Origin of the sequence: Streptomyces sp. PCS3-D2 (assembly GCF_000612545.2) — a bacterium.
In the GTDB taxonomy this organism is placed as follows: Bacteria; Actinomycetota; Actinomycetes; order Streptomycetales; family Streptomycetaceae; genus Streptomyces.
The window spans coordinates 6,410,277-6,428,179 of sequence record NZ_CP097800.1 but is presented as its reverse complement, the minus strand read 5'-3'; the positions used below and the strand labels follow the sequence as shown (position 1 = coordinate 6,428,179).

The 17,903-nt window shown below is 74.8% G+C and carries 14 protein-coding genes; 7 read left to right on the top strand and 7 right to left on the bottom strand.

The genetic code is table 11. The annotated features are described in order from the left end of the window. Positions 1 to 18: 18 nt before the first annotated feature. The 3 genes from AW27_RS28825 to AW27_RS28815 all read left to right on the top strand — a co-directional run bounded on the left by AW27_RS28825 (position 19) and on the right by AW27_RS28815 (position 2,510). Entirely contained in the window at positions 19 to 747 is a 729-nt protein-coding gene (locus AW27_RS28825; RefSeq protein WP_236647788.1) for a M15 family metallopeptidase, read from the top strand. Between the two features lie 99 nt (positions 748 to 846). Next, on the top strand, positions 847 to 1,323 hold the full coding sequence (locus AW27_RS28820) for a Zn-ribbon domain-containing OB-fold protein (RefSeq protein ID WP_052031175.1): 477 nt from the start codon (positions 847 to 849) through the stop codon (positions 1,321 to 1,323). Next, positions 1,320 to 2,510 carry a lipid-transfer protein gene (locus AW27_RS28815; RefSeq protein ID WP_037926364.1) on the top strand — a complete coding sequence of 397 codons (1,191 nt, stop codon included), beginning with the start codon at positions 1,320 to 1,322 and terminating at the stop codon, positions 2,508 to 2,510. The genes AW27_RS28820 and AW27_RS28815 overlap by 4 nt, the downstream gene beginning before the upstream one ends. A gap of 246 nt (positions 2,511 to 2,756) precedes the next feature. Here AW27_RS28815 and AW27_RS28810 read toward each other — a convergent pair whose 3' ends face one another. Genes AW27_RS28810 through AW27_RS28795 form a run of 4 tightly spaced genes read right to left on the bottom strand, consistent with a single transcriptional unit; the run spans position 2,757 to position 7,059 of the window. Then, complete coding sequence (locus tag AW27_RS28810; protein WP_037926361.1) at positions 2,757 to 3,383, bottom strand: GTP-binding protein; 627 nt, start codon at positions 3,381 to 3,383, stop codon at positions 2,757 to 2,759. Then, a complete protein-coding gene (locus AW27_RS28805; protein ID WP_037926590.1) occupies positions 3,364 to 3,765 on the bottom strand; it encodes a DUF742 domain-containing protein in 402 nt (133 codons plus the stop codon). The genes AW27_RS28810 and AW27_RS28805 overlap by 20 nt, the downstream gene beginning before the upstream one ends. A gap of 55 nt (positions 3,766 to 3,820) precedes the next feature. Continuing rightward, the gene (locus AW27_RS28800) at positions 3,821 to 4,258 is read right to left on the bottom strand and encodes a roadblock/LC7 domain-containing protein (RefSeq protein WP_037926359.1); all 438 of its coding nucleotides are present in this window, start codon (positions 4,256 to 4,258) and stop codon (positions 3,821 to 3,823) included. After that, entirely contained in the window at positions 4,255 to 7,059 is a 2,805-nt protein-coding gene (locus AW27_RS28795) for a sensor histidine kinase (RefSeq protein ID WP_037926355.1), read from the bottom strand. Before AW27_RS28795 ends, AW27_RS28800 begins: the two co-directional genes overlap by 4 nt. A gap of 393 nt (positions 7,060 to 7,452) precedes the next feature. Between AW27_RS28795 and AW27_RS28790 the strand changes: the two genes are divergently transcribed. Then, a complete protein-coding gene (locus AW27_RS28790) occupies positions 7,453 to 7,887 on the top strand; it encodes a hypothetical protein (protein WP_052031174.1) in 435 nt (144 codons plus the stop codon). A gap of 131 nt (positions 7,888 to 8,018) precedes the next feature. Here AW27_RS28790 and AW27_RS28785 read toward each other — a convergent pair whose 3' ends face one another. The 3 genes from AW27_RS28785 to AW27_RS28775 form a co-directional block, all read right to left on the bottom strand. Beyond that, complete coding sequence (locus AW27_RS28785; protein WP_037926353.1) at positions 8,019 to 12,722, bottom strand: hypothetical protein; 4,704 nt, start codon at positions 12,720 to 12,722, stop codon at positions 8,019 to 8,021. Between the two features lie 53 nt (positions 12,723 to 12,775). Then, positions 12,776 to 13,678: a hypothetical protein gene (locus AW27_RS28780; RefSeq protein WP_037926349.1), complete on the bottom strand. Its 903-nt coding sequence runs from the start codon at positions 13,676 to 13,678 to the stop codon at positions 12,776 to 12,778. Positions 13,679 to 13,994: 316 nt separating this feature from the next. Beyond that, the gene (locus AW27_RS28775) at positions 13,995 to 15,497 is read right to left on the bottom strand and encodes a membrane protein (RefSeq protein WP_037926584.1); all 1,503 of its coding nucleotides are present in this window, start codon (positions 15,495 to 15,497) and stop codon (positions 13,995 to 13,997) included. 153 nt (positions 15,498 to 15,650) lie between these two features. Between AW27_RS28775 and AW27_RS28770 the strand changes: the two genes are divergently transcribed. From AW27_RS28770 to AW27_RS28760, 3 genes are read left to right on the top strand one after another with little or no spacing between them, the layout of a single operon-like run. Further along, positions 15,651 to 16,418: a LamB/YcsF family protein gene (locus tag AW27_RS28770; protein ID WP_037926581.1), complete on the top strand. Its 768-nt coding sequence runs from the start codon at positions 15,651 to 15,653 to the stop codon at positions 16,416 to 16,418. Next, complete coding sequence (locus AW27_RS28765) at positions 16,415 to 17,035, top strand: 5-oxoprolinase subunit B family protein (RefSeq protein WP_037926346.1); 621 nt, start codon at positions 16,415 to 16,417, stop codon at positions 17,033 to 17,035. Before AW27_RS28770 ends, AW27_RS28765 begins: the two co-directional genes overlap by 4 nt. Continuing rightward, on the top strand, positions 17,028 to 17,894 hold the full coding sequence (locus tag AW27_RS28760) for a 5-oxoprolinase subunit C family protein (protein WP_037926344.1): 867 nt from the start codon (positions 17,028 to 17,030) through the stop codon (positions 17,892 to 17,894). Before AW27_RS28765 ends, AW27_RS28760 begins: the two co-directional genes overlap by 8 nt. The last annotated feature ends 9 nt before the right edge of the window (positions 17,895 to 17,903 follow it).

Below are 17,903 nucleotides of genomic sequence, written 5' to 3'. Positions count from 1 at the left end.
GATGGTATGCCGAGGGGTATGCGGACGGCGGCTGTTGTGGGACTGGTCGGAGTGCTGGCGGGCGGGCCTTCGGCGCCGCCCGGGTTCGCCGCGCTGCGGGAGGTGGATCCGAGCATCGAGCAGGACATGCGGTACGCGGGTGGGCGGAACTTCACCGGCGCGGTGGTCGACGGGTACGAGGAGCCCGAGTGCCTGCTGGCCCGGCCGGCCGCGGAAGCGCTGCGGCGGGCGCAGCGGACGCTGTTGCGGCGGGGCTACTCGCTGCGCGTGTACGACTGTTACCGGCCGCAACGGGCGGTCGACCGGTTCGTGCGGTGGGCGCGCGGGGAGGACGGCCCGGAGGATCCGGCGCGCAGGGCGGAGTTCCACCCGCGGGTGGAACGCGACCGGCTGATCCCCGACGGGTACATCGCGCAGAGGTCCGGACACAGCCGTGGCAGCACGGTCGACGTGACCCTGGTGGAACTGCCGCACCGGGAGGTCGACATGGGGACCGCCTTCGACTTCTTCGATCCGCTGTCGCACACGGACGATCCACGGGTGACGGGCGCCGTCCGCGCGAACCGACAGCTGCTGAAGCGGGTGCTGGGCGAGCAGGGGTTCGTGAACCTCCCCGAGGAGTGGTGGCATTTCACGTACAAACCGGAGACGTATCCCGACACGTACTTCGACTTCCCCGTCGCGGTGGGCGGGGTCCGCCCCGCCGGCACACCGGCACGCCCACCGGACGATTCCGGCCGACCGTGACGCGGGCCCGGTGCGATCGCCGGGAAGCGCCTCACCGAGAACCGGTGACCCGGGCCGTCGGCCGTGGCAGACTCCTCATTCCTGACGATGCGTCAGCGAATGGGTTTGGGAGGGGTCTTGGCACGCACACGGAAACCCGTCGTGAGCGGGTGGTTCACCGAGAACGCACCGGACGGGGGCGGCTTCCGGCTGCTCGGCACCCGGTGCTCGGCCTGTACGGCGGTGTTCTTCCCCCGCGAGGACGTCCACTGCCGCAACCCGCGGTGCCCCGGCGGTGGGAAACTCGCCGAGGTGCCGCTCTCGCCCCGGGGCCGCGTCTGGTCCTACACCGACGGGCGCTACCGGCCGCCCGCGCCGTACGTGTCCGACCCGGCCGAGCCCTGGGAGCCGTACACCCTGATCGCGGTGGAGCTGGAGGCCGAGGGGATGGTTGTGCTGGGACAGGCCGCGCCCGGGACCGGGATCGCCGACCTGGCGGTGGGCGCGGAGGTCGAGGTGGTGGGCGGCGTACTGGGCGAGGACGCCGACACCGCGTGGGTGACCTGGCAGTTCAAGCCGGTGGGAGGGGCCGCGTGAGCGCCGATGTCGCTGTCCTGGGGGCCGGCATGCACCCGTGGGGCAAGTGGGGTCGCGGCTTCGTCGAGTACGGGAGGGTCGCCGCGCGGGCGGCGCTCGCGGACGCCGGGCTGGACTGGACGGACGTGGGGTCGATCGTCGGCGCCGACACCGTTCGCTCCGGCTATCCCGGCTACGTGGCCGGAGCCACCTTCGCCCAGGCCCTCGGCTGGCAGGGCGCCCGGGTGACCAGCGTGTACGCGGCCTGCGCCTCCGGTGCCCAGGCGATCGGGGCGGCCCGCGCGCAGATCCTGGCGGGCCTGGCCGACGTGGTACTGGTGATCGGCGCCGACGCGGCACCCAAGGGGTTCTTCGCACCGGCCGGCGGGGACCGGCCCGACGACCCGGACTGGCTGCGCTTCCGTGTGCTGGGCGCGACCAACCCGGCGTACTTCGCACTGTACGCCCGCCGCCGGATGGCGGTCCACGGGGACACCCTGGAGGACTTCGCGCAGGTCAAGGTGAAGAACGCGGCGGCCGGGCGGCTCAATCCGTACGCCCGCTACCGCAAGGCCGTCAGTACCGAGGAGGTCGCCGCCTCGGCGGTGGTCGCCGATCCGCTGCGGTTGCTGGACATTTGCGCCACCTCCGATGGGGGCGCGGCACTGGTGCTCACCAGCATGGACTTCGCGCGCTCGCGCGGGATGGCCGATCCGGTGCGGATCCGGGCCGTGTCGACGGTGACGCCCACCTATCCGCGGACGGTACTGGACCTTCCGGACATCGCCACCGACTCGACGACGGCCGCGGAGCCGGTGGCCGGATCCTTCCGGTCCACGATCGCGCGCGCCGCCTACGAGGAGGCGGGGCTCGGGCCGCAGGACCTCTCGCTCGCCGAGGTGTACGACCTGTCCACCGCACTGGAGTTGGAGTGGTACGAGGACATCGGGCTGTGCGCCGAGGGCGAGGGGGCGAAGCTGGTGCGGGACGGGGCGACGGCGCTGGGCGGGCGGATCCCCGTCAACACCAGCGGCGGACTGGCCTCCTTCGGGGAGGCCGTGCCGGCCCAGGCCATCGCACAGGTCTGCGAGCTGACCTGGCAGTTGCGCGGTACGGCCGGGCAGCGGCAGGTCCCGGGGGCGCGGGCGGGACTCACCGCCAACCAGGGGCTGTTCGGGCACGGGTCGGCCGTCGTCGCCGTGCGCTGAGCGGTCGGCGCCGGCAGTGGGTGTCGGCAGTCGGCGCCGGCAGCCGGTGTCGGCAGTCGGTGTCGTCCGAACGCTTGACGGGCCCCGACGGCAGGTTCACACTCGCTCCACGGTCTCGCGTCGCAACCGGGACCGCGAACCCCCCGTGAGAGCTGCGGCCCGTACCCCAGTCGGCGGGGGTACGGGCCGCGCCCATGCCGACGCACCCCGGACGCACCGGGCGGGCCGCCGGGACGGAGGCTGCGGTCAGGCCCCCGCGGACAGGCTCCGGCGCCGCTCACGGGCCAGGGACATCGCGTGTTCCACGACCCCCACCAGCACGTCCTTGACGGACTCGCGGTCCCGTGCGTCGCACAGCAGCACCGGTACCCCGGGGTCGAGGTCGAGTGCCGTGCGGACGGTCACCACGGGGTGGCGGTCGGCTCCGTCGAAGCAGTTGACCGCGACCACGAACGGGATCGCGCGCCGCTCGAAGTAGTCGATGGCCGCGAAGCAGTCGGCGAGCCGGCGGGTGTCCGCGAGGACGACGGCCCCGAGGGAACCCTGGGCCAACTCGTCCCACAGGAACCAGAAGCGGTCCTGTCCGGGTGTGCCGAACAGGTACAGGACCAGGTCCTCCCGGAGCGTGATGCGCCCGAAGTCCATGGCCACGGTCGTGGTGCTCTTGCCCTCCACTCCCCCGGTGTCGTCGACACCGGTGCCGGGCTCCGAGAGCCGTTCCTCGGTCCTGAGCGGTCTGATCTCGCTGACCGAGCTGACCAGGGTGGTCTTGCCCACCCCGAAGCCTCCGGCGACCAGGATCTTCAAGGTCAGCGGCTCGACCGGCGACACCGCGTGCATGGCACCGGTGCGGCTAAAGCGCCCGAAGGCCATCGATCACCTCACGCAGAATGGATTCATCGGGCAGTTCTGCCGGGGGTACCGGCCTGGTCACGTGGACCAGTTCCTGATCGACGAGGTCGCCGATCAGGACGCGGACGACCCCGACCGCGAGGTCGAGGTCGGCCGCGAGTTCGGCGACCGACTGGGGTCGTTCCCGGCACAGCCCGAGGATGTGGGCGTGTTCCGGGGAGAGGGTCATGTCCCAGACCGGATCGTCGGCCGCCGGTTCGGCGACGACCAGGGCGATCAGGTCGAGGCGGTGCTGGCCAGCGTGGCTGGTCCGCCCGCGGGTCATGGCGTAGGGGCGTACGACGGGACCCGCGTCGTCGTCGAACCAGTGCCCGTGGTCCGGGGCGGACGGGTCGAAGGGCATGCCGGCGGGTGCGTCGGCGAGATGGTCCTGGCCTGGGTCACTCATGCCGTCCGACTCACCCTCCGGCTGGCAGCCCGGTACGTGGGGCGGTCGCCAGGTGGTCGCCCACCCGCTTGACCATCAGCGTCATCTCGTACGCGACCTGCCCGACGTCGGAGTCGGCGTCGGCCAGCACGGCCAGGCAGCTGCCGTCACCCGCGGCCATGACGAAGAGGAAGGCCTCGTCGAGCTCGACCACGGTCTGGCGGACCTGGCCGGAGTCGAAGTGCCGGCCGACGCCCTTGGCCAGGCTGTGGAACCCGGACGCGACCGCCGCCAGGTGCTCGCTGTCCTCACGGGTCAGGTCCTTGGAACTGCCCGTGGGCAGGCCGTCGCCGGAGAGGACCACGGCCTTGCGGATGGATCCGACCCGGTCGACGAGCTCGTCGAGGAGCCAGTTGAGCGGGCCGGAGCCGCGGCCCCTGCTGTCGTTGCCGGTCTGCGGTGCGGTCATCGACCGTCCCCTTCGTTCTCGTTCGCGGGACCGTCGGCGGGGGATGTGCCCGCCCCGGTCTCGGACTGCTGCTGTGCGTGCCGGTTGCGGCCCGCCGTCCAGCCACGCTGGAGTGCGGACATGCGCGTGCGTACGTCCTCCGCGTCGCGGTCTGCCACCTGGTCGGGGGCGGCTTCTGCGGGCGCGGACGACGCGGCGTTCCTGAGCTGTGGTGCCAGGCTGGCCTGGCGGATCCGGCGGGGCAGTCCGCCGGTGTCCGGTCCGGCGCCGGGTTCCGTGTCCCCCGACGCTGCCGTGGAGGCCTGCTGCGGGACCACCGAGACCGGGCGGGGCTCCACCCGGCGGCCGTGCTCGGCGACCAGGGTCGGAGCGGGACGGCGGCGCGGCAGCGGTACGGCTCCCTGCACGCGGGCTCCGTCGGGGCGGGACACCTCCAGACGCTGGGTGTCCAGCCGGACCGGTCCGGTGGGGGCGAGCGGCTCGCGCTTGCGGTCGCCGCTCCGGGCGCCGTTGCGCTCGGTGTGCCGGTCGGCGTGCGGGCGGTCCGCCGGGCGCAGGCCGAGCAGGGCGCTGCGCGGGGTGCCGTTCGGCGGGGTCTCGTCGTCGAGGGTGGTCATGGCCGGGCGGCTGCTGCCGGGGCGGCCGTTGACGGCTGCCGGGTCGTCGTCCAGCGCGGCCGGGTCGTCGAGGGCGTCCAGGCCGGGGCCGACGAGGGGGGCTTCCAGCTCGACCGGGCCGCGCAGTTCGCCGGTGGACAGCGGGCGACCGGCGGGCCCGCGCTCCATGCCGGAGGAGGTCAGCGGCCGGTCGGAGTGCGTCCTGCCGATCTGGCCGGCCTTCGCGGCCCTGCTGCCGGCCTTGCCGGGCCGCGGGCCGTCGAGGCGCACACCGCTGCCACTGGTCTCGGGGGCGTCGGTCAGCAGGGCCGACGGAAGGAAGACCACCGCGGTGGTGCCCCCGTACGGGCTGGGCTGGAGGACCACCTTGACGCTGTGGCGCTGCGCGAGGCGGCTGACCACGAACAGGCCGAGCCGGTCGGTGTCGGAGAGTTCGAACTCGGGGGTCTCGGCGAGCCGGAGGTTCGCGTCGAGCAGTGCCTCCGGGGTCATACCGAGGCCCCGGTCGTGGATCTCCAGGGTGAAGCCGTTGGCCACGCGCTCGCCGTGCACCTGGACGGCGGTGTGCGGCGGGGAGAACACCGTGGCGTTCTCCAGGAGTTCGGCGACGAGGTGGGTGACGTCGGCGACGGCCGGGCCGACGATGCCGAGACGGGTGAGGCGACGCACCTCTATTCGCTCGTAGTCCTCGACCTCGGCGACGGCCGCCCGTACGACGTCCATGAGCTGGACGGGCTTGCGCCACTGCCGGGAGGGGGCGGCTCCGGAGAGGATCACCAGGCCCTCGGCGTGGCGGCGCATGCGGGTGGTCATGTGGTCGAGGCGGAACAGGTCGGCGAGCTCCTCGGTGTCCTCGGTGCGGCGCTCCATCGTGTCGAGGAGGGTCAGCTGGCGGTGCAGCAGCACCTGGTTGCGCCGGGCGAGGTTGACGAACACCTCGGAGACGCCGCGCCGCAGGTCGGCCTGCTTGACGGCGGCCTCGACGGCGGCCCGCTGGAGGGTGTTGAGGGCCTGGCCCACCTGGCCGACCTCGTCCTTCTCGTATTCGAGGTGGGGTGCCTCGGTCTCGACGTCCACGTGTTCGCCGGCCGCGAGGCGGCGCATGACGCTGGGCAGGCGGACGCCGGAGGCCTCGTGGGCCTCCTTGCGCAGCCGGGACAGGTCGCGGACCAGGTCGCGACCGATGCGCACGGAGAGGACGAGGGACACGGTCAGGGCGAGGAAGCCGAGGAGGCCGGCGGCGGCCGCCTGGATCATGACGTCGGTGGCCACGGGCTCGATGCGCTGCTGGTAGCGGTTGCCCGCTTCGGTGTTCATGGCCGCGAGGTCGTCGAGGACCTTGGAGGAGGCCTCGTCCCACTGGGCGGCGGAAAGGTTGCGCGGCTTGTTCACGGCGCCGCCGGTGATGAAGCGCTCCTCGGCTTCGCGCAGCGGCTGGGTCTGGGGGTCCTTCCAGTACTGCTCGAAGATCTCCCGGTCGCCGGCCGGGAGGGTCACGAGGTTGAACTCGTAGAGCAGCCTGCGGTTGGCGGCGAAGTCGGAGACGCGGCGGACGTCGCCCACGGTGATGTTGCGCGCGGCGAGGGCGGAGGCGACGACCGCGTCCTCTCGGGAGAGCAGCTCGCGGGCGCGGCTGATGCCGACGAGGGCGCGGCCCTCCTTGTCGACCTCGACGTTGTCCAGGCCGTGGAGGTTCATGAGGAAGTCGTAGCAGGGGTCGACCAGCCGGTTGTAGAGGTCCAGGGCCTGGCCGGGATCGAGGGCGTTCTGGTCGACGGAGCGGCGGATGGAGCCGATGCCGTGGAAGGCGGTGACGATCGAGCGCAGGCGCTGGGCGCTCTGCGGACTGAGCTCGTCGACGACCTTGGGGTCGCGGGCGCTGACGCCGATCTTCTCGACGGCCGCGTCGGTCTCGGTGCGGCGCTTGGCGAGTTCGGCGGTGGCGGTGGCGGCCCGGGGGTCCCCGAGGACGACAAGGGTCTGACGCCGCTCCTTCTGGATGATGCGGGCGATGTCCTCGATCGGGTAGCCGACCTTGTCGATGACGTAGGCCACGTCGAAGAGCTGGATCGCCTGACGGCCCGTGATGACCGTGGCGAAGCCCCAGAGGGCGGTGAGGGAGACGAGCGGCACAAGGAGCAACGCCACGATCTTCCGGCGGATGGATTTCCCGCGAAAGCGCATGGCCTCCCCAGCCTCCCCCAGGTCAACCCCGTTGCCGGGGGTCGGTGTTCCGTCATTTAAACGGCGTGAGCCTACTACTGCTGGGGAGGAGGTTCGAAGGCGTGTCCGGACGTTTTCGGCCTGACCCCCATGCGTAGATCACCAGTTGTCCGATACTTCCGGTCAAGTGCAGCCCGATATGTGGCAGATGGCACTTGGTGGGGTGTCAGTTCCCGCACCCTGATGGATGGCTGGAATTATTTGTTCCGCGACCTTTGCCACCTGAGGAGCATCCGGCGTTCGGGAGGCATTCGGGAATCTCCCGGTGCCGTCGTACGTCTGTCTGTAGGTGGGGCGCGTCGGGGTAGACGTGTGGGGTAGGCGGGGCGGACCGCGGTGGGGAGTGTGCGGACCATGAGCAGCAACGAGGGCGGCGGCACCGGAACGGCGCGGCGCGGCCTGTGGGTGGAGGAACCGGCACGCCGGTGGCGGATGCCGGACCCGGTACGGGACTCGGCGGTGCGGGCGGTGCTGGTCGTGGCGGTGACCCTGACCCAGGCGACGATCACGTTCTTCCTGAGCCTGTCCGGCTCCTGGCTGGCCTTCCCGATGGTCCTCGGGGCGGTCGCCGCGACCGTCCTGGCCACCTGGGCCGTGCTCGACGTGTGGATCACCCGGCAGACGTGGAACCAGCGGTACGGGGTGGTGTCCCAGCCGAGCAGCACGGCGCGGCTGCGCCGTCGCGAGGCCCGCCGGGCGGCCAGGGCCGCTCGGGCGGCGCGCAAGCTGGCCGGCCCGGCCCGTACGGCCCGTGAGGACGGGCCTCTGGCGGGCTTCGGCCGGAACTGAGCGGACGGGGAGGCCCGACCCCGGCCCCCCGGGCTCCGGCGCCGCCCCGGAAGGGCCCCACGGGCGCGCACGGCCCCCGGCCGACGCGGCGGGCACCGCATCGACCGGGGCCGTATCGACCGGGTACCGCGTCAGGCGGTCTGCGCGGCGCCGCGGCGGAACATGCGGGTGGCCGTGATCTCGCCGTGGATGGTCTCCCCCTCCGGGGACTGCTGCGGCAGGCCCGGGCGCAGGTGCTCCTCGACACTGATGTACTTCAGGCCCGCCCGCAGGTCCGCGTCATTGCGCAGGCGGATCACCAGCGGGAACTCGGCCAGGGCTGTCGTGTCGAACAGTCCGGTGGTGTAGAGCAGCTGCACGCCGAGCGCGTCGGACACGGCCCGCTGGAGCTCCAGCAGGTAGGTGGCGTTGGCACGCCCGATCGGGTTGTCGAGGAACAGCGTGCCCGCGTGCCGGTGCTTGTCGCGGCCCCGGTCGTTGCTGCGCAGCGCCGCCATCGTGCAGTACAGGGCGATCGCGGCGGTCAGCAACTGCCCGCCGGAGAACACGTCGCCCATCTGCCCCACCGGCACCCGCTCGGCGCGCAGCACCGCGTCCGGCTTGAGGATCTCCACACAGATGCCCTTGGGTTCGAGGGCCGCCTGCACACCCCTCAGCAGCAGGGACATGCCGTCGCGGCGGCCCTCGCCGAAGGAGGCACTGCTGTTCTTCTTCACGGCCGTGCGGGTCGCCTCGTCGATGACCTCGCCGAGCCGCTCCGTGAGGGTGGCCTGGTCGGGCTCCTCGAAGCGGATCCGCAGGAACTCCTGTCCGGACCATTCCCCGAGGCCTTCGGGGAGCTGGGAGAGCCGCTGCGCGGACCGGAGGGTGGCCAAGGCGGATTCGACCAGGCCGCGCAGCCGGTCGACGATGCTTTCACGGTTGCGCTCCAGCTGCGCCAGCTCGTCGGTGAGGACGCGCAGCCGGGGGGCGAAGGCCGCCGCCCAGGCCGCCGCGTGCTCGGGCAGGGCGGAGGCGGGCAGTTCGCGGATCTGCTGGCGCGCGGGGGTGCGTACCTGCTCGTAGCGGGTGGCGTTGGCGTGCCGGACCAGGATGTCGCTCGCCTCGCGCACCGCGGACTCGGCCGCCGACAGGTCGGCAGCGCAGCCCCGTAGGGAGCGGCGGGCCTCGGTGGCCGACTGGCGGGCCTCCTCCAGTGTGCCGGGGTGGGCCACCGGTTCCTGCTCGTCGTCCTGGTGGGTGTGGTCGCGCAGCAGGTCCCGCAGCAGGGCCGCGGTCTCGTCGAAGCCACCGGCGCCGTCCTCGGCGGTGCGGTGGGCGCGCAGCAGGTCGGCGTGGGCGGCGCGGGCTCCCTCGACGGCCGCGGAGTGGGCGGCGAGCTGGGCGGTGGCCGTGCGCAGCAGGGCCTGCGCCTGGTCGACGTCCCCGGGGACCAGTTCCTCGGGCAGGTCGGTGTGCGCCTCGCCTTCGGCGGGAGCGTGCCGTTCGGCCTCGCCGCGCAGCCGGCCGAGCTGCTCGCTGGCGGCCGACGCCCGGGTCTCCAGCATCTGTACGAGCGACTCGGCGCGGGCGGCCGCGGCCTGGCGGGACGGGCCGTCGGCGCCGTCGGTGCCCTCCAGGAGCTGGGCGGCACGGGTGCGGACCTTGTTGGTGAGGCGGTCGAGTTCGGCGAGGGCGGCGCTCTCGTCGCTCTCGGCGCGGGCCTGTTCGGCGCGCAGGTCGGCGCCGACGCCGACCTTCTCGTAGAGCCGGGACGCGGCGCGGTAGGCCTCGCGCAGGTCGGGCAGCGGGGCGCGCGGGCCGTCGTCGGCCTCCGGCAGCCGGTCGGGGGCGCCGGCGATCTCGGCGCGCTCGGCGCGCAGGGCCCGGGCCGTGCGGCGGGCGTCGTCGGCGGCGCGCTGCGCCGCGCGGCGGTCCTCGTCGGCGGCGCGGGCCCGGTCCAGGCAGGCCTCGGCACGGGCCTCGGACTCGGCGGCCTCGTCGGCGAGTTCGCGCACGCGGGCCTGCCAGCCCGCGCGCTCGCGCAGGCGGAAGGCGAGGCCCGCGAGGGCGTCTGCGGCGCGGCGGGCGCGCTGGGCGGTGTCCTGGCGCTCCTCCCGGACACGGGCCGCGTCGGCGGCGGCCTCGTCGGCCTCGGCGCGCACCGTACGGGCCTCCGCGAGCTCGCTGTCGGTCTCCTCGGCGAACATACGGGCGGCGGCGGCCTGTTCGGCGAGCTCGGTGAGGCGGCCGGCCGGGCAGCCGGCGCGCCAGGAGGCGAGCCGGGCGGACAGCTCGCGGTCACCGGCGAGGCGGGCGGCGAGGTCGCGGATCTCGGTGTCGCGGGCACCGGCTCGGGTGCGCAGGGCTTGGCGCTCCTCGTCGGCGGCGTTCTCGTCGTGCATGGCCGGGTTCGGCGTGACGATGAAGATGCCGGAGACGGCGTCGTCCGGGCCGGCCTGGGGCACGGGGGCGAGCAGGGCCGCGGCCGTGCCGACGGCCACGGTGGAACGGGGCAGCAGGGCGGCGCCGGAGAGGACCTCGCGGGCCCGGCCATGGGTGTCGGGGTCGGTGATGACGACACCGTCGACGAGCTCCGGACGGGCCGCGAGGACGGCCGCGTGGTCGGCGGGGTCCACGGCCTGGGCGAGGTAGCGCCAGCCGGGAAGTGCGGGGATGCCGTGCTCGCCGAGGTACTCGACGGTGGCGAGGACGTCCGGGCCGGGCGGCAGCAGCCCCCCGTCGCCGAGCGCCCCGAGGATGCGGGCGTCGTCGGCGGCCGCGGTGCGCAGCTCGAACAGCTGGCGCTCGGCGGAGGCGACGCTGTCGGCCAGGAGTTCGCGCAGGGCGTCGGCGCCCCGGTCGAGGTCCTCGGCGGTGAGCAGGTCCGCGGCGGTGACCGGCGCCGCGCGGCCGGTGCGCCGGGCTTCGCCGGGGCCCGCGGCGGACCGGCCCGAGGGGTCGTCGCCGGTGCGGGGAGAGGGGAACGGAACGTCCGGGGCGCCCACGTCCGAGGGCAGTCCGAGGAGCTCCGCGAGGCGGGGCGATGCGGCGAGGGAGGCGGCGGCGCGGTGCTCTGCGTCGTGGGCGGCCTCGGCTGCCTCGGCGGCGTCCGCGGCCCGGGCGGCGGTCAGCTCGGCCCGAGATTCCGCGGCCGCGGCCTCACGGGCGGCTTCGGCAGCGGCCCGGGCGGCCTCGCGCGACTCGTCCCAGGCGGCCACGGCGGCCTTCTCGGCGTCGGCGGCGGCCAGGGCGGCGCGGGCCGGGTCGGCGTCGGGGGCGGAGTCGTCGAGCCAGCCGGCCCGGACGGCTTCGGCGGTCTCCTGCTGCACCTCGCTGAGCCTGGCCCGGAGGTGCTCGGCCTCGCTCCGGGCCCGCTGGGCGGCCGTGGCGGCGGCGGTGGCGTCGCGGTGGGAGGCCTCACCGGTGGCCTGGAGGGCGGCGGAACGCTCCTCCTCTTCGTTGGCGAGCCGCTCGCCCTCCTCCGCGGCGCTGTGCAGGGCCCGTACGAGCTCACCCGCGGCCGTGGCACGTGCGGCCAGGGCCGGGGCCGCGTCCCGCTCCGCCTCCCGGATCGCGGCGGCGACACGGGCGGAGCGGTCGGCGGCGGCGCGGTGGCGCAGCACGGTCTCGGCGGCCTGCCAGGCGGAGTACAGGGTGCGGGCTTCGAGGAGTTCGCGGCGCTGCGCGGCGGCGGCCTTGTCGGCGACGGTCAGGGCCAGGGAGGCGTGCCGGTAGGCGAGTTCGGCGGAGACGGCCGCGCTGCGGGCGCGGGCCGACTCGGCTGCGGTGACGTCGTGGGCTGCGGCGGTGACGCGCTGGGCGAGGTCGGCGGCCCGGCCGCGCTCCTCGGCGGCGCGGGCGGACAGCCGGCGGGCGAGGGTGCGCGTGCGGCGCTCGGCGCCGGCGTGGACATCGCGCAGTCGGGAGCGGGTGGCGCCGGCTTCGACGATCTTGGTGAGCAGGTCCACCGAGCCGGCGGTGAAGTCGCGTTCGGCCATGAGCTCGGCCCGCCGGCCGAGCTTGTTGCCGAAGCCGTGGACGAGATCGGCGAGGCCGTCCGTGTCGCGCGTGTCGGTGACGGCGCGCAGCAGCAGGTCGGTGAAGTCGGAGTCCTTCTTGACCGCGAAGAGGCCGGCCGCCTCACCTTCGTCGGCGTTCATCTCGCGCTGGTAGCGGAAGAGTTCGGGGTCGAGGCCGAGTTCGGTGAGGTGCTCGTTCCAACGGTCGTGGATCTCCTCGAAGCAGACCTCCAGGTGCGGGTAGGCCTTGCCCGCCTCGGTGAGGGCGTCTCGGAAGCCCTTCATGGTGCGGCGGCGCCCCTGCGCGCCGGAGGCCCCCTCGGCGGGCGGGCGCACGGCGGTGGACTCGGCGACGGGCAGGCTGTCCAGGCTCAGGCCGGGGCCGGGGCGGAAGGAGTACCAGGCCTCGGCGAACTTGCGGGGGTCGCCCGAGACCTGGCGGCCGCGCCATTCACTGACCTTGCCGACGACCACGCATTCACCGGTCTGGGTGTGCTGCCACTCCAGGGCCACGTGGCCGCAGTCGTCGGCGAGCAGGAACTTGCGCAGCACGCCGGAACTGGCGCCGCCCAGGGTGTTGCGGTGGCCCGGGAGCATCACCGAGAAGATCAGCTTGAGGAGGACGGACTTGCCGCCGCCGTTCTCCAGGAAGAGCACTCCGGCGGGCGCGGGGCGGCGCGGCGGCCCGGTGGGCTCCTCCTCGAAGAACTCCGCCTGGGTCGGCGCCGGGTGGGGCACCGGCTCGCCGACTCCGCGCAGGTCGAGCACGGTGTCGGCGTAGCGTGCGCCGGCGGGCCCGATGGAGTAGAGGCGGATCCGGGACAGCTCGTACATGGCGGCGGACTCTCGTGGTGTCTGGGTGAGGGAGGGTCTGGGGGAGTCGGGACTCAGGCGTGGAAGGGCAGCCCGGCGTCGGCGGCCAGCTCCAGGTCGTCGCCCTCGGGCGCCGGCAGGAGGGTGGCGGAGCCGTCGCTGACGGGGACCACGCCGAGTTCCAGGAGCTCGGCCATGGCCGAGCTGCCCGCCATGTCGCGGACCTGGAGCTGGTAGCGGGGGGTGGTGCGGTAGGTGCCGCCGGCCTCGTCCCCGGTGCGCTGGAGGAAGCCGGAGTCGGTGAGGAAGGCGGCGGCCTTGCCGACGATGCCCGTGGTGGACCCGGCGAGGCGGCGGGCGTCCTTGGTGGCACCGGTCGCGCTGCGGCGGGCGTAGACGCGCCAGGCGGCCTCCAGCCCCGGGGCGTCGGAGGCCGGGTCGGTGTTCTCACCGAGCTCCTCGGCGCGCTCCTCCAGACGGCGGCAGGTCTGCCGGACGAAGGCGTCGACGCCGTTGACGGTGACGCGGCCGATGTATCCGTCGTCGGCGAGGTCCTCGGGGCGCGGGAAGGCGAGGGCGGCGACGGCGAGGTGGGCGAGGCCGTGCAGGAACCGGTCGGCGGAGTCTGCCGCGGTGCGGCGGGCGTAGTCGCCCATGCGGACGGCGAAGACGGATTCCTCGTCGGCGGCCACGGCCATTCCGGCGCGCGGGGACACCTCCAGCACGACGAGGCCGAGGCCGGTCGCGACGGCGTCGGCGAGGCGGCCGAAGGCGGGTTCCTCACGGTAGCGGCGGAGCAGTTCGGCGTACTCGGCGTCACGGGCGGGGGCCAGCTTGGGCTGGAGCCCGAAGGCGACGAGCCGGGCCGCGTCGGCGGCGTCCGCCGGGGTCACCGACCCTCCGGCGGCGGGCGCGACGGGAGCCGACGACGTGTCGGGCTCGCTCCACGCGGGGTGCTCGGCGTGGTGGTCGCTCACGGGTGCGTCTCCTCGGCGGTGCGGGTGGTACGGGGCGTACGGGGGCGGTCGGCGGGTCCGCTGTGCGCGGCGGGCGGCTCCGGCGCGTTCGGCCCCGCCGGAGCGTGGGCCGCGGACACCGCCCGGCGGCAGCCGGGGCCGGGGCCGGGGCCGGGCAGGAATCGGTGCCGGGCGGGGCCGGGTTTCCCGGGGCCGCTGCGCCTCGGCGCCCGCGCCGCCAGGTCCGGCGGGACGGGTGTGGGCCCCGGCGGGACCGGCTCCGGTGCGGGCGCGGCGACTGCCGCCACCCGTCCGGCCGGCGCCGGGACAGGGCGGCTCACGACGCCTCCGCACGGTCGGCGGCCATGCCGGCGGCGTCGAGGAGAGCGGTGCCGACGATGAGGTCGGCGCCGCCGAACTCGGGGTCGTCGAGCTGGGTGCCGTCGTCCACGGCGAAGAGCAGCCGCTCCTCGCCCTGGCGGTACGCGGTGCCCACGGCCGGGCTCGCGGCGTGCACGGCCAGCAGGGCCACCAGGTAGGGCAGTTCGCTATCGCTGCGGCGGGCCTCCGCGAGGAGTCCGGACAGCCGGCGCGGGGCGTCGTGCGGCAGGTCCAGGAGCCGCATCGCGGCGGCGAGCTGCTCCTCGCTGAAGCGGCTGTCGTCCGGGGTGGCGATCAGGTCCGGCTCCGGCATCTCCGCGCCGAGGTGTTCGCGTTCCACCGGCGGGGTGAGCAGGATCTCGACGAGGTCGGCGACCCGCACCGAGACGGGCGTGCGCAGCCCCGCCCCGGCGGCGAAGAAGGCGTCGGTGACCCGGCGCGCCTGCTCCACGGGCAGCGGCAGGAGCGGGGCGACGAGCTGCCCGTACAGGTCGATGCCGGTGCGCGCCGCCGGGGCGGCGAAGGCCTGGCGGTCCTGCTCGGCGCGGAACAGCGGGCCGGCGTCCAGCAGCCGGGACTGCAGCTGGGTGTGGCGGCGGATGCAGTCCTTGACGATGTCGACGAGCTCGGCCGCGCGGCGCTTGTTCTCCGGCTCCTCGGCCTCGTCGCGCGCCCTGCGGATGTTCGTGAGGATCGCGTTCTCGTGGCGGTAGCGGTCGGCGACGTGCTCCAGCGCCTCGGCGATCATGTCCGGGACGGCCTGGAGCCAGTCCACCGCCCGGACGTTGCGCCGGGTCGCGTCCAGGGTCCGGCGCAGGGTCTCGGCGTACTGCACGGTCCGGTAGCGGGCCTGCTCGGCGGCCAGTTGGGCATCCGCCAGCCGCCCGCGGCTGATCAGCACCTCCAGCTTGACCTCGGCGGCGATCTGGGCGCTGGTGACATCGGTGTCGAGGGCCCCGACCAGGACGTTGACGGCCTCGTCGGTGGTGCGCAGGTAGACCGCGCCGCCGTAGGGGACCTCTTCGATCAGCTTGAAGTCGTAGTCGCGGCGCACGTAGACGCCGTCGGGGCCGAAGGTGCCGTAGATCGCACGGAAGCCCCGGTCCACACTGCCGACGTTGATCAGGTTCTCCAGCACCCAGCGGGCCACCCGCTCGTGCTCGGCCGTCGGGCGGGCCGGCGCCTGGGCCGCGACGCGCGGCAGCAGCCTGGCCACTATCTGCTCGTGGTCGGCGCCGGTGTCGAAGTCCATGTTGAGGGTGACCAGGTCGATCGCGGCGAGCGCGACCTCCGCCATGGCGTAGATGCCGTACTCGCCCGCCAGATTGGCCTTGCGTACGTCGAGGTCGTGGAGCGGGGCGGTGCAGGCGAGCGCGCGCAGCCGCCGGGCCAGGCCCTCGTCGGCGGCCGGGCCCGGCGCCGGGGAGGGAAGGGTCTTCGCCGGGGCGGGGAGAGTCACGGACAAAGACTAGGTCCTGTTGCTGACAACATCCCAAACGGCATGGTTCGGCCCGATCAGTACCCCGACCCGGGGCGGGTGTCCGTCCCCCGCCGGAGCGCCGTGCGCCTGCTCTACGCTCAGCACATGGATTCCATGATCGCATCCACTCCGGTGATCGACCTCAACGCCGATCTCGGCGAGGGATTCGGCCGCTGGACGCTCACCGACGACGACGCCCTGCTGTCCGTCGTCACGAGCGCCAACGTCGCCTGCGGCTTCCACGCCGGCGACCCGTCCATCATGCGCCGGGTCTGCGAACGGGCCGCCGAGCGGGGCGTGCGGATCGGCGCGCAGGTCTCCTACCGCGACCTGGCGGGCTTCGGCCGGCGCGCCATGGACGTGCCGCCCGGCGAACTGGCCGACGAGGTCGCCTACCAGATCGGCGCGCTGGAGGTGTTCGCGCGGGCGGCCGGAGCCCGGGTGTCCTACGTCAAACCGCACGGCGCTCTCCACAACCGGACCGTGCACGACGCCGGGCAGGCGGCCGCCGTCGTCGCGGGCGTCCGGCTGGCGGCCGGCTCCGGAGCGACCGGCGGGCTGCCCGTCCTCGGGCTGCCCGGCTCGATGCTCCTCGCCGCCGCCGAAGAGGCCGGGCTGGCTCCCGTACCGGAGGCGTTCGCCGACCGCGCCTACACTCCGGCCGGGGCACTGGTGCCGCGCGGCGAACCCGGATCCGTGCTGCACGACCCGGACGTGGTGGTGGCCCGGGCCGTGCGGATGGCGGCCCGGGGCACGGTCGTGGCCGCCGACGGCTCCGTGATGCCCGTGGCCGCGCGCTCCCTGTGCCTGCACGGCGACACCCCCGGAGCGGCGGGGCTCGCCCTGCGCATCCGGGAGGCGCTGGGCGCAGCAGGGGTGAGGGTGGAGGCGTTCGTGTGAGGACGCTGGTGGTGGGCGCGCAGGCGCTGCTGATCGAGCTGGGTTCGGCCGAGGAGGTCGCCGCGCTCCACGCCGAGCTGCTGCGCCGCCGGGACGCCGGCGAGCTGGGGACCGTGGGCGACCTGGTGCCCGCGGCCCGGACGGTACTGCTCGACGGCGTGCGGGATCCCGCCGCGCTCGGGGCCCGCATCGCCCGCTGGGACGTGCCGCCGCTCACCCGCGAAGAGGGCCCGCTGGTCACCGTCCCGGTGCGCTACGACGGGCCGGACCTGCCCGAGGTGGCCCGGCTGTGGGGGGTGGACCCCGGGAAGGTGCCGGGCATCGTCGGCGCCCTCGCGTTCCGGGTGGCCTTCTGCGGGTTCGCGCCGGGCTTCGGCTATCTGACGGGGCTGCCGGAGCGCCTCCACGTGCCGCGCCGGGACACTCCGCGCACGGCCGTCCCGGCGGGTTCGCTGGCGCTGGCCGGGGAGTACGCCGGGGTGTACCCGCGCTCCTCCCCCGGCGGCTGGCAGCTGATCGGCTCCACCGACGCGGTGCTCTGGGACCCCGAGCGGGAACCGGCGGCCCTGTTCGCGCCGGGCGTCCGGGTGCGGTTCACGGCAGGCGGCCGTGGCTGAACTGCTGGTGGTGCGGCCGGGGGCGCTGACGACGGTCCAGGACCGGGGCCGCCCGGGATACGCGCACCTGGGGGTCCCCCGGTCGGGAGCACTGGACACGGCGGCGTACGCGCTGGCGAACCGGCTGCTCGGCAACCCGCCGGGCGCGGCGGCGCTGGAGACGACCCTGGACGGGGTGTCGCTGCGGGCCCTGACCCCGACGGTCGTGGCGGTCACGGGTGCGCCCTGTCCGGTACGGGTCTCCGGGCGCCCGGTGGCCTGGGGCGCACCGGTCGGGCTGCCGGCCGGGGCGGAGCTGGAGGTGGGCCGGGCCGAGTCGGGACTGCGCGGCTACGTCGCGGTGCGGGGAGGCTTCGCCGTCCCGCCGGTCCTCGGCAGTCGCTCCACGGACCTCCTGTCGGGCCTGGGGCCGCCGGTCCTGTCGGCCGGGATGGCGCTGCCGGTGGGACCGGCCGGGCCGGGAGCGGTCCCCGCGGCGGACGCGTACGGGCTGCCGGCGGCGCCGTCGCAGTTGCTGCTGCCGCTCCGGCTCGGGCCGCGTGCGGACTGGTTCACCGGTGGGTCCCTCGCCGGGCTGTGGCGCTCGGCGCTGCGGGTGTCGCCGCGTTCGAACCGGATCGGGCTGCGCACGGAGGGCGGCCCCGCGCTGGTCCGCGCCCGGCCCGGGGAGCTGCCGAGCGAGGGCATGGTGCTGGGCGCGGTCCAGGTGCCCCCGGACGGCCTGCCGGTGGTGTTCCTGGCCGACCATCCGGTGACCGGGGGCTACCCGGTGGTGGGCGTGGTCCCGCCGGGTCCCGCCCTGGACGCGGCCGCACAGGCCCGGCCCGGTACCCCGGTCAGGTTCGTGCGGGCCCGGTGAAACGCTTTC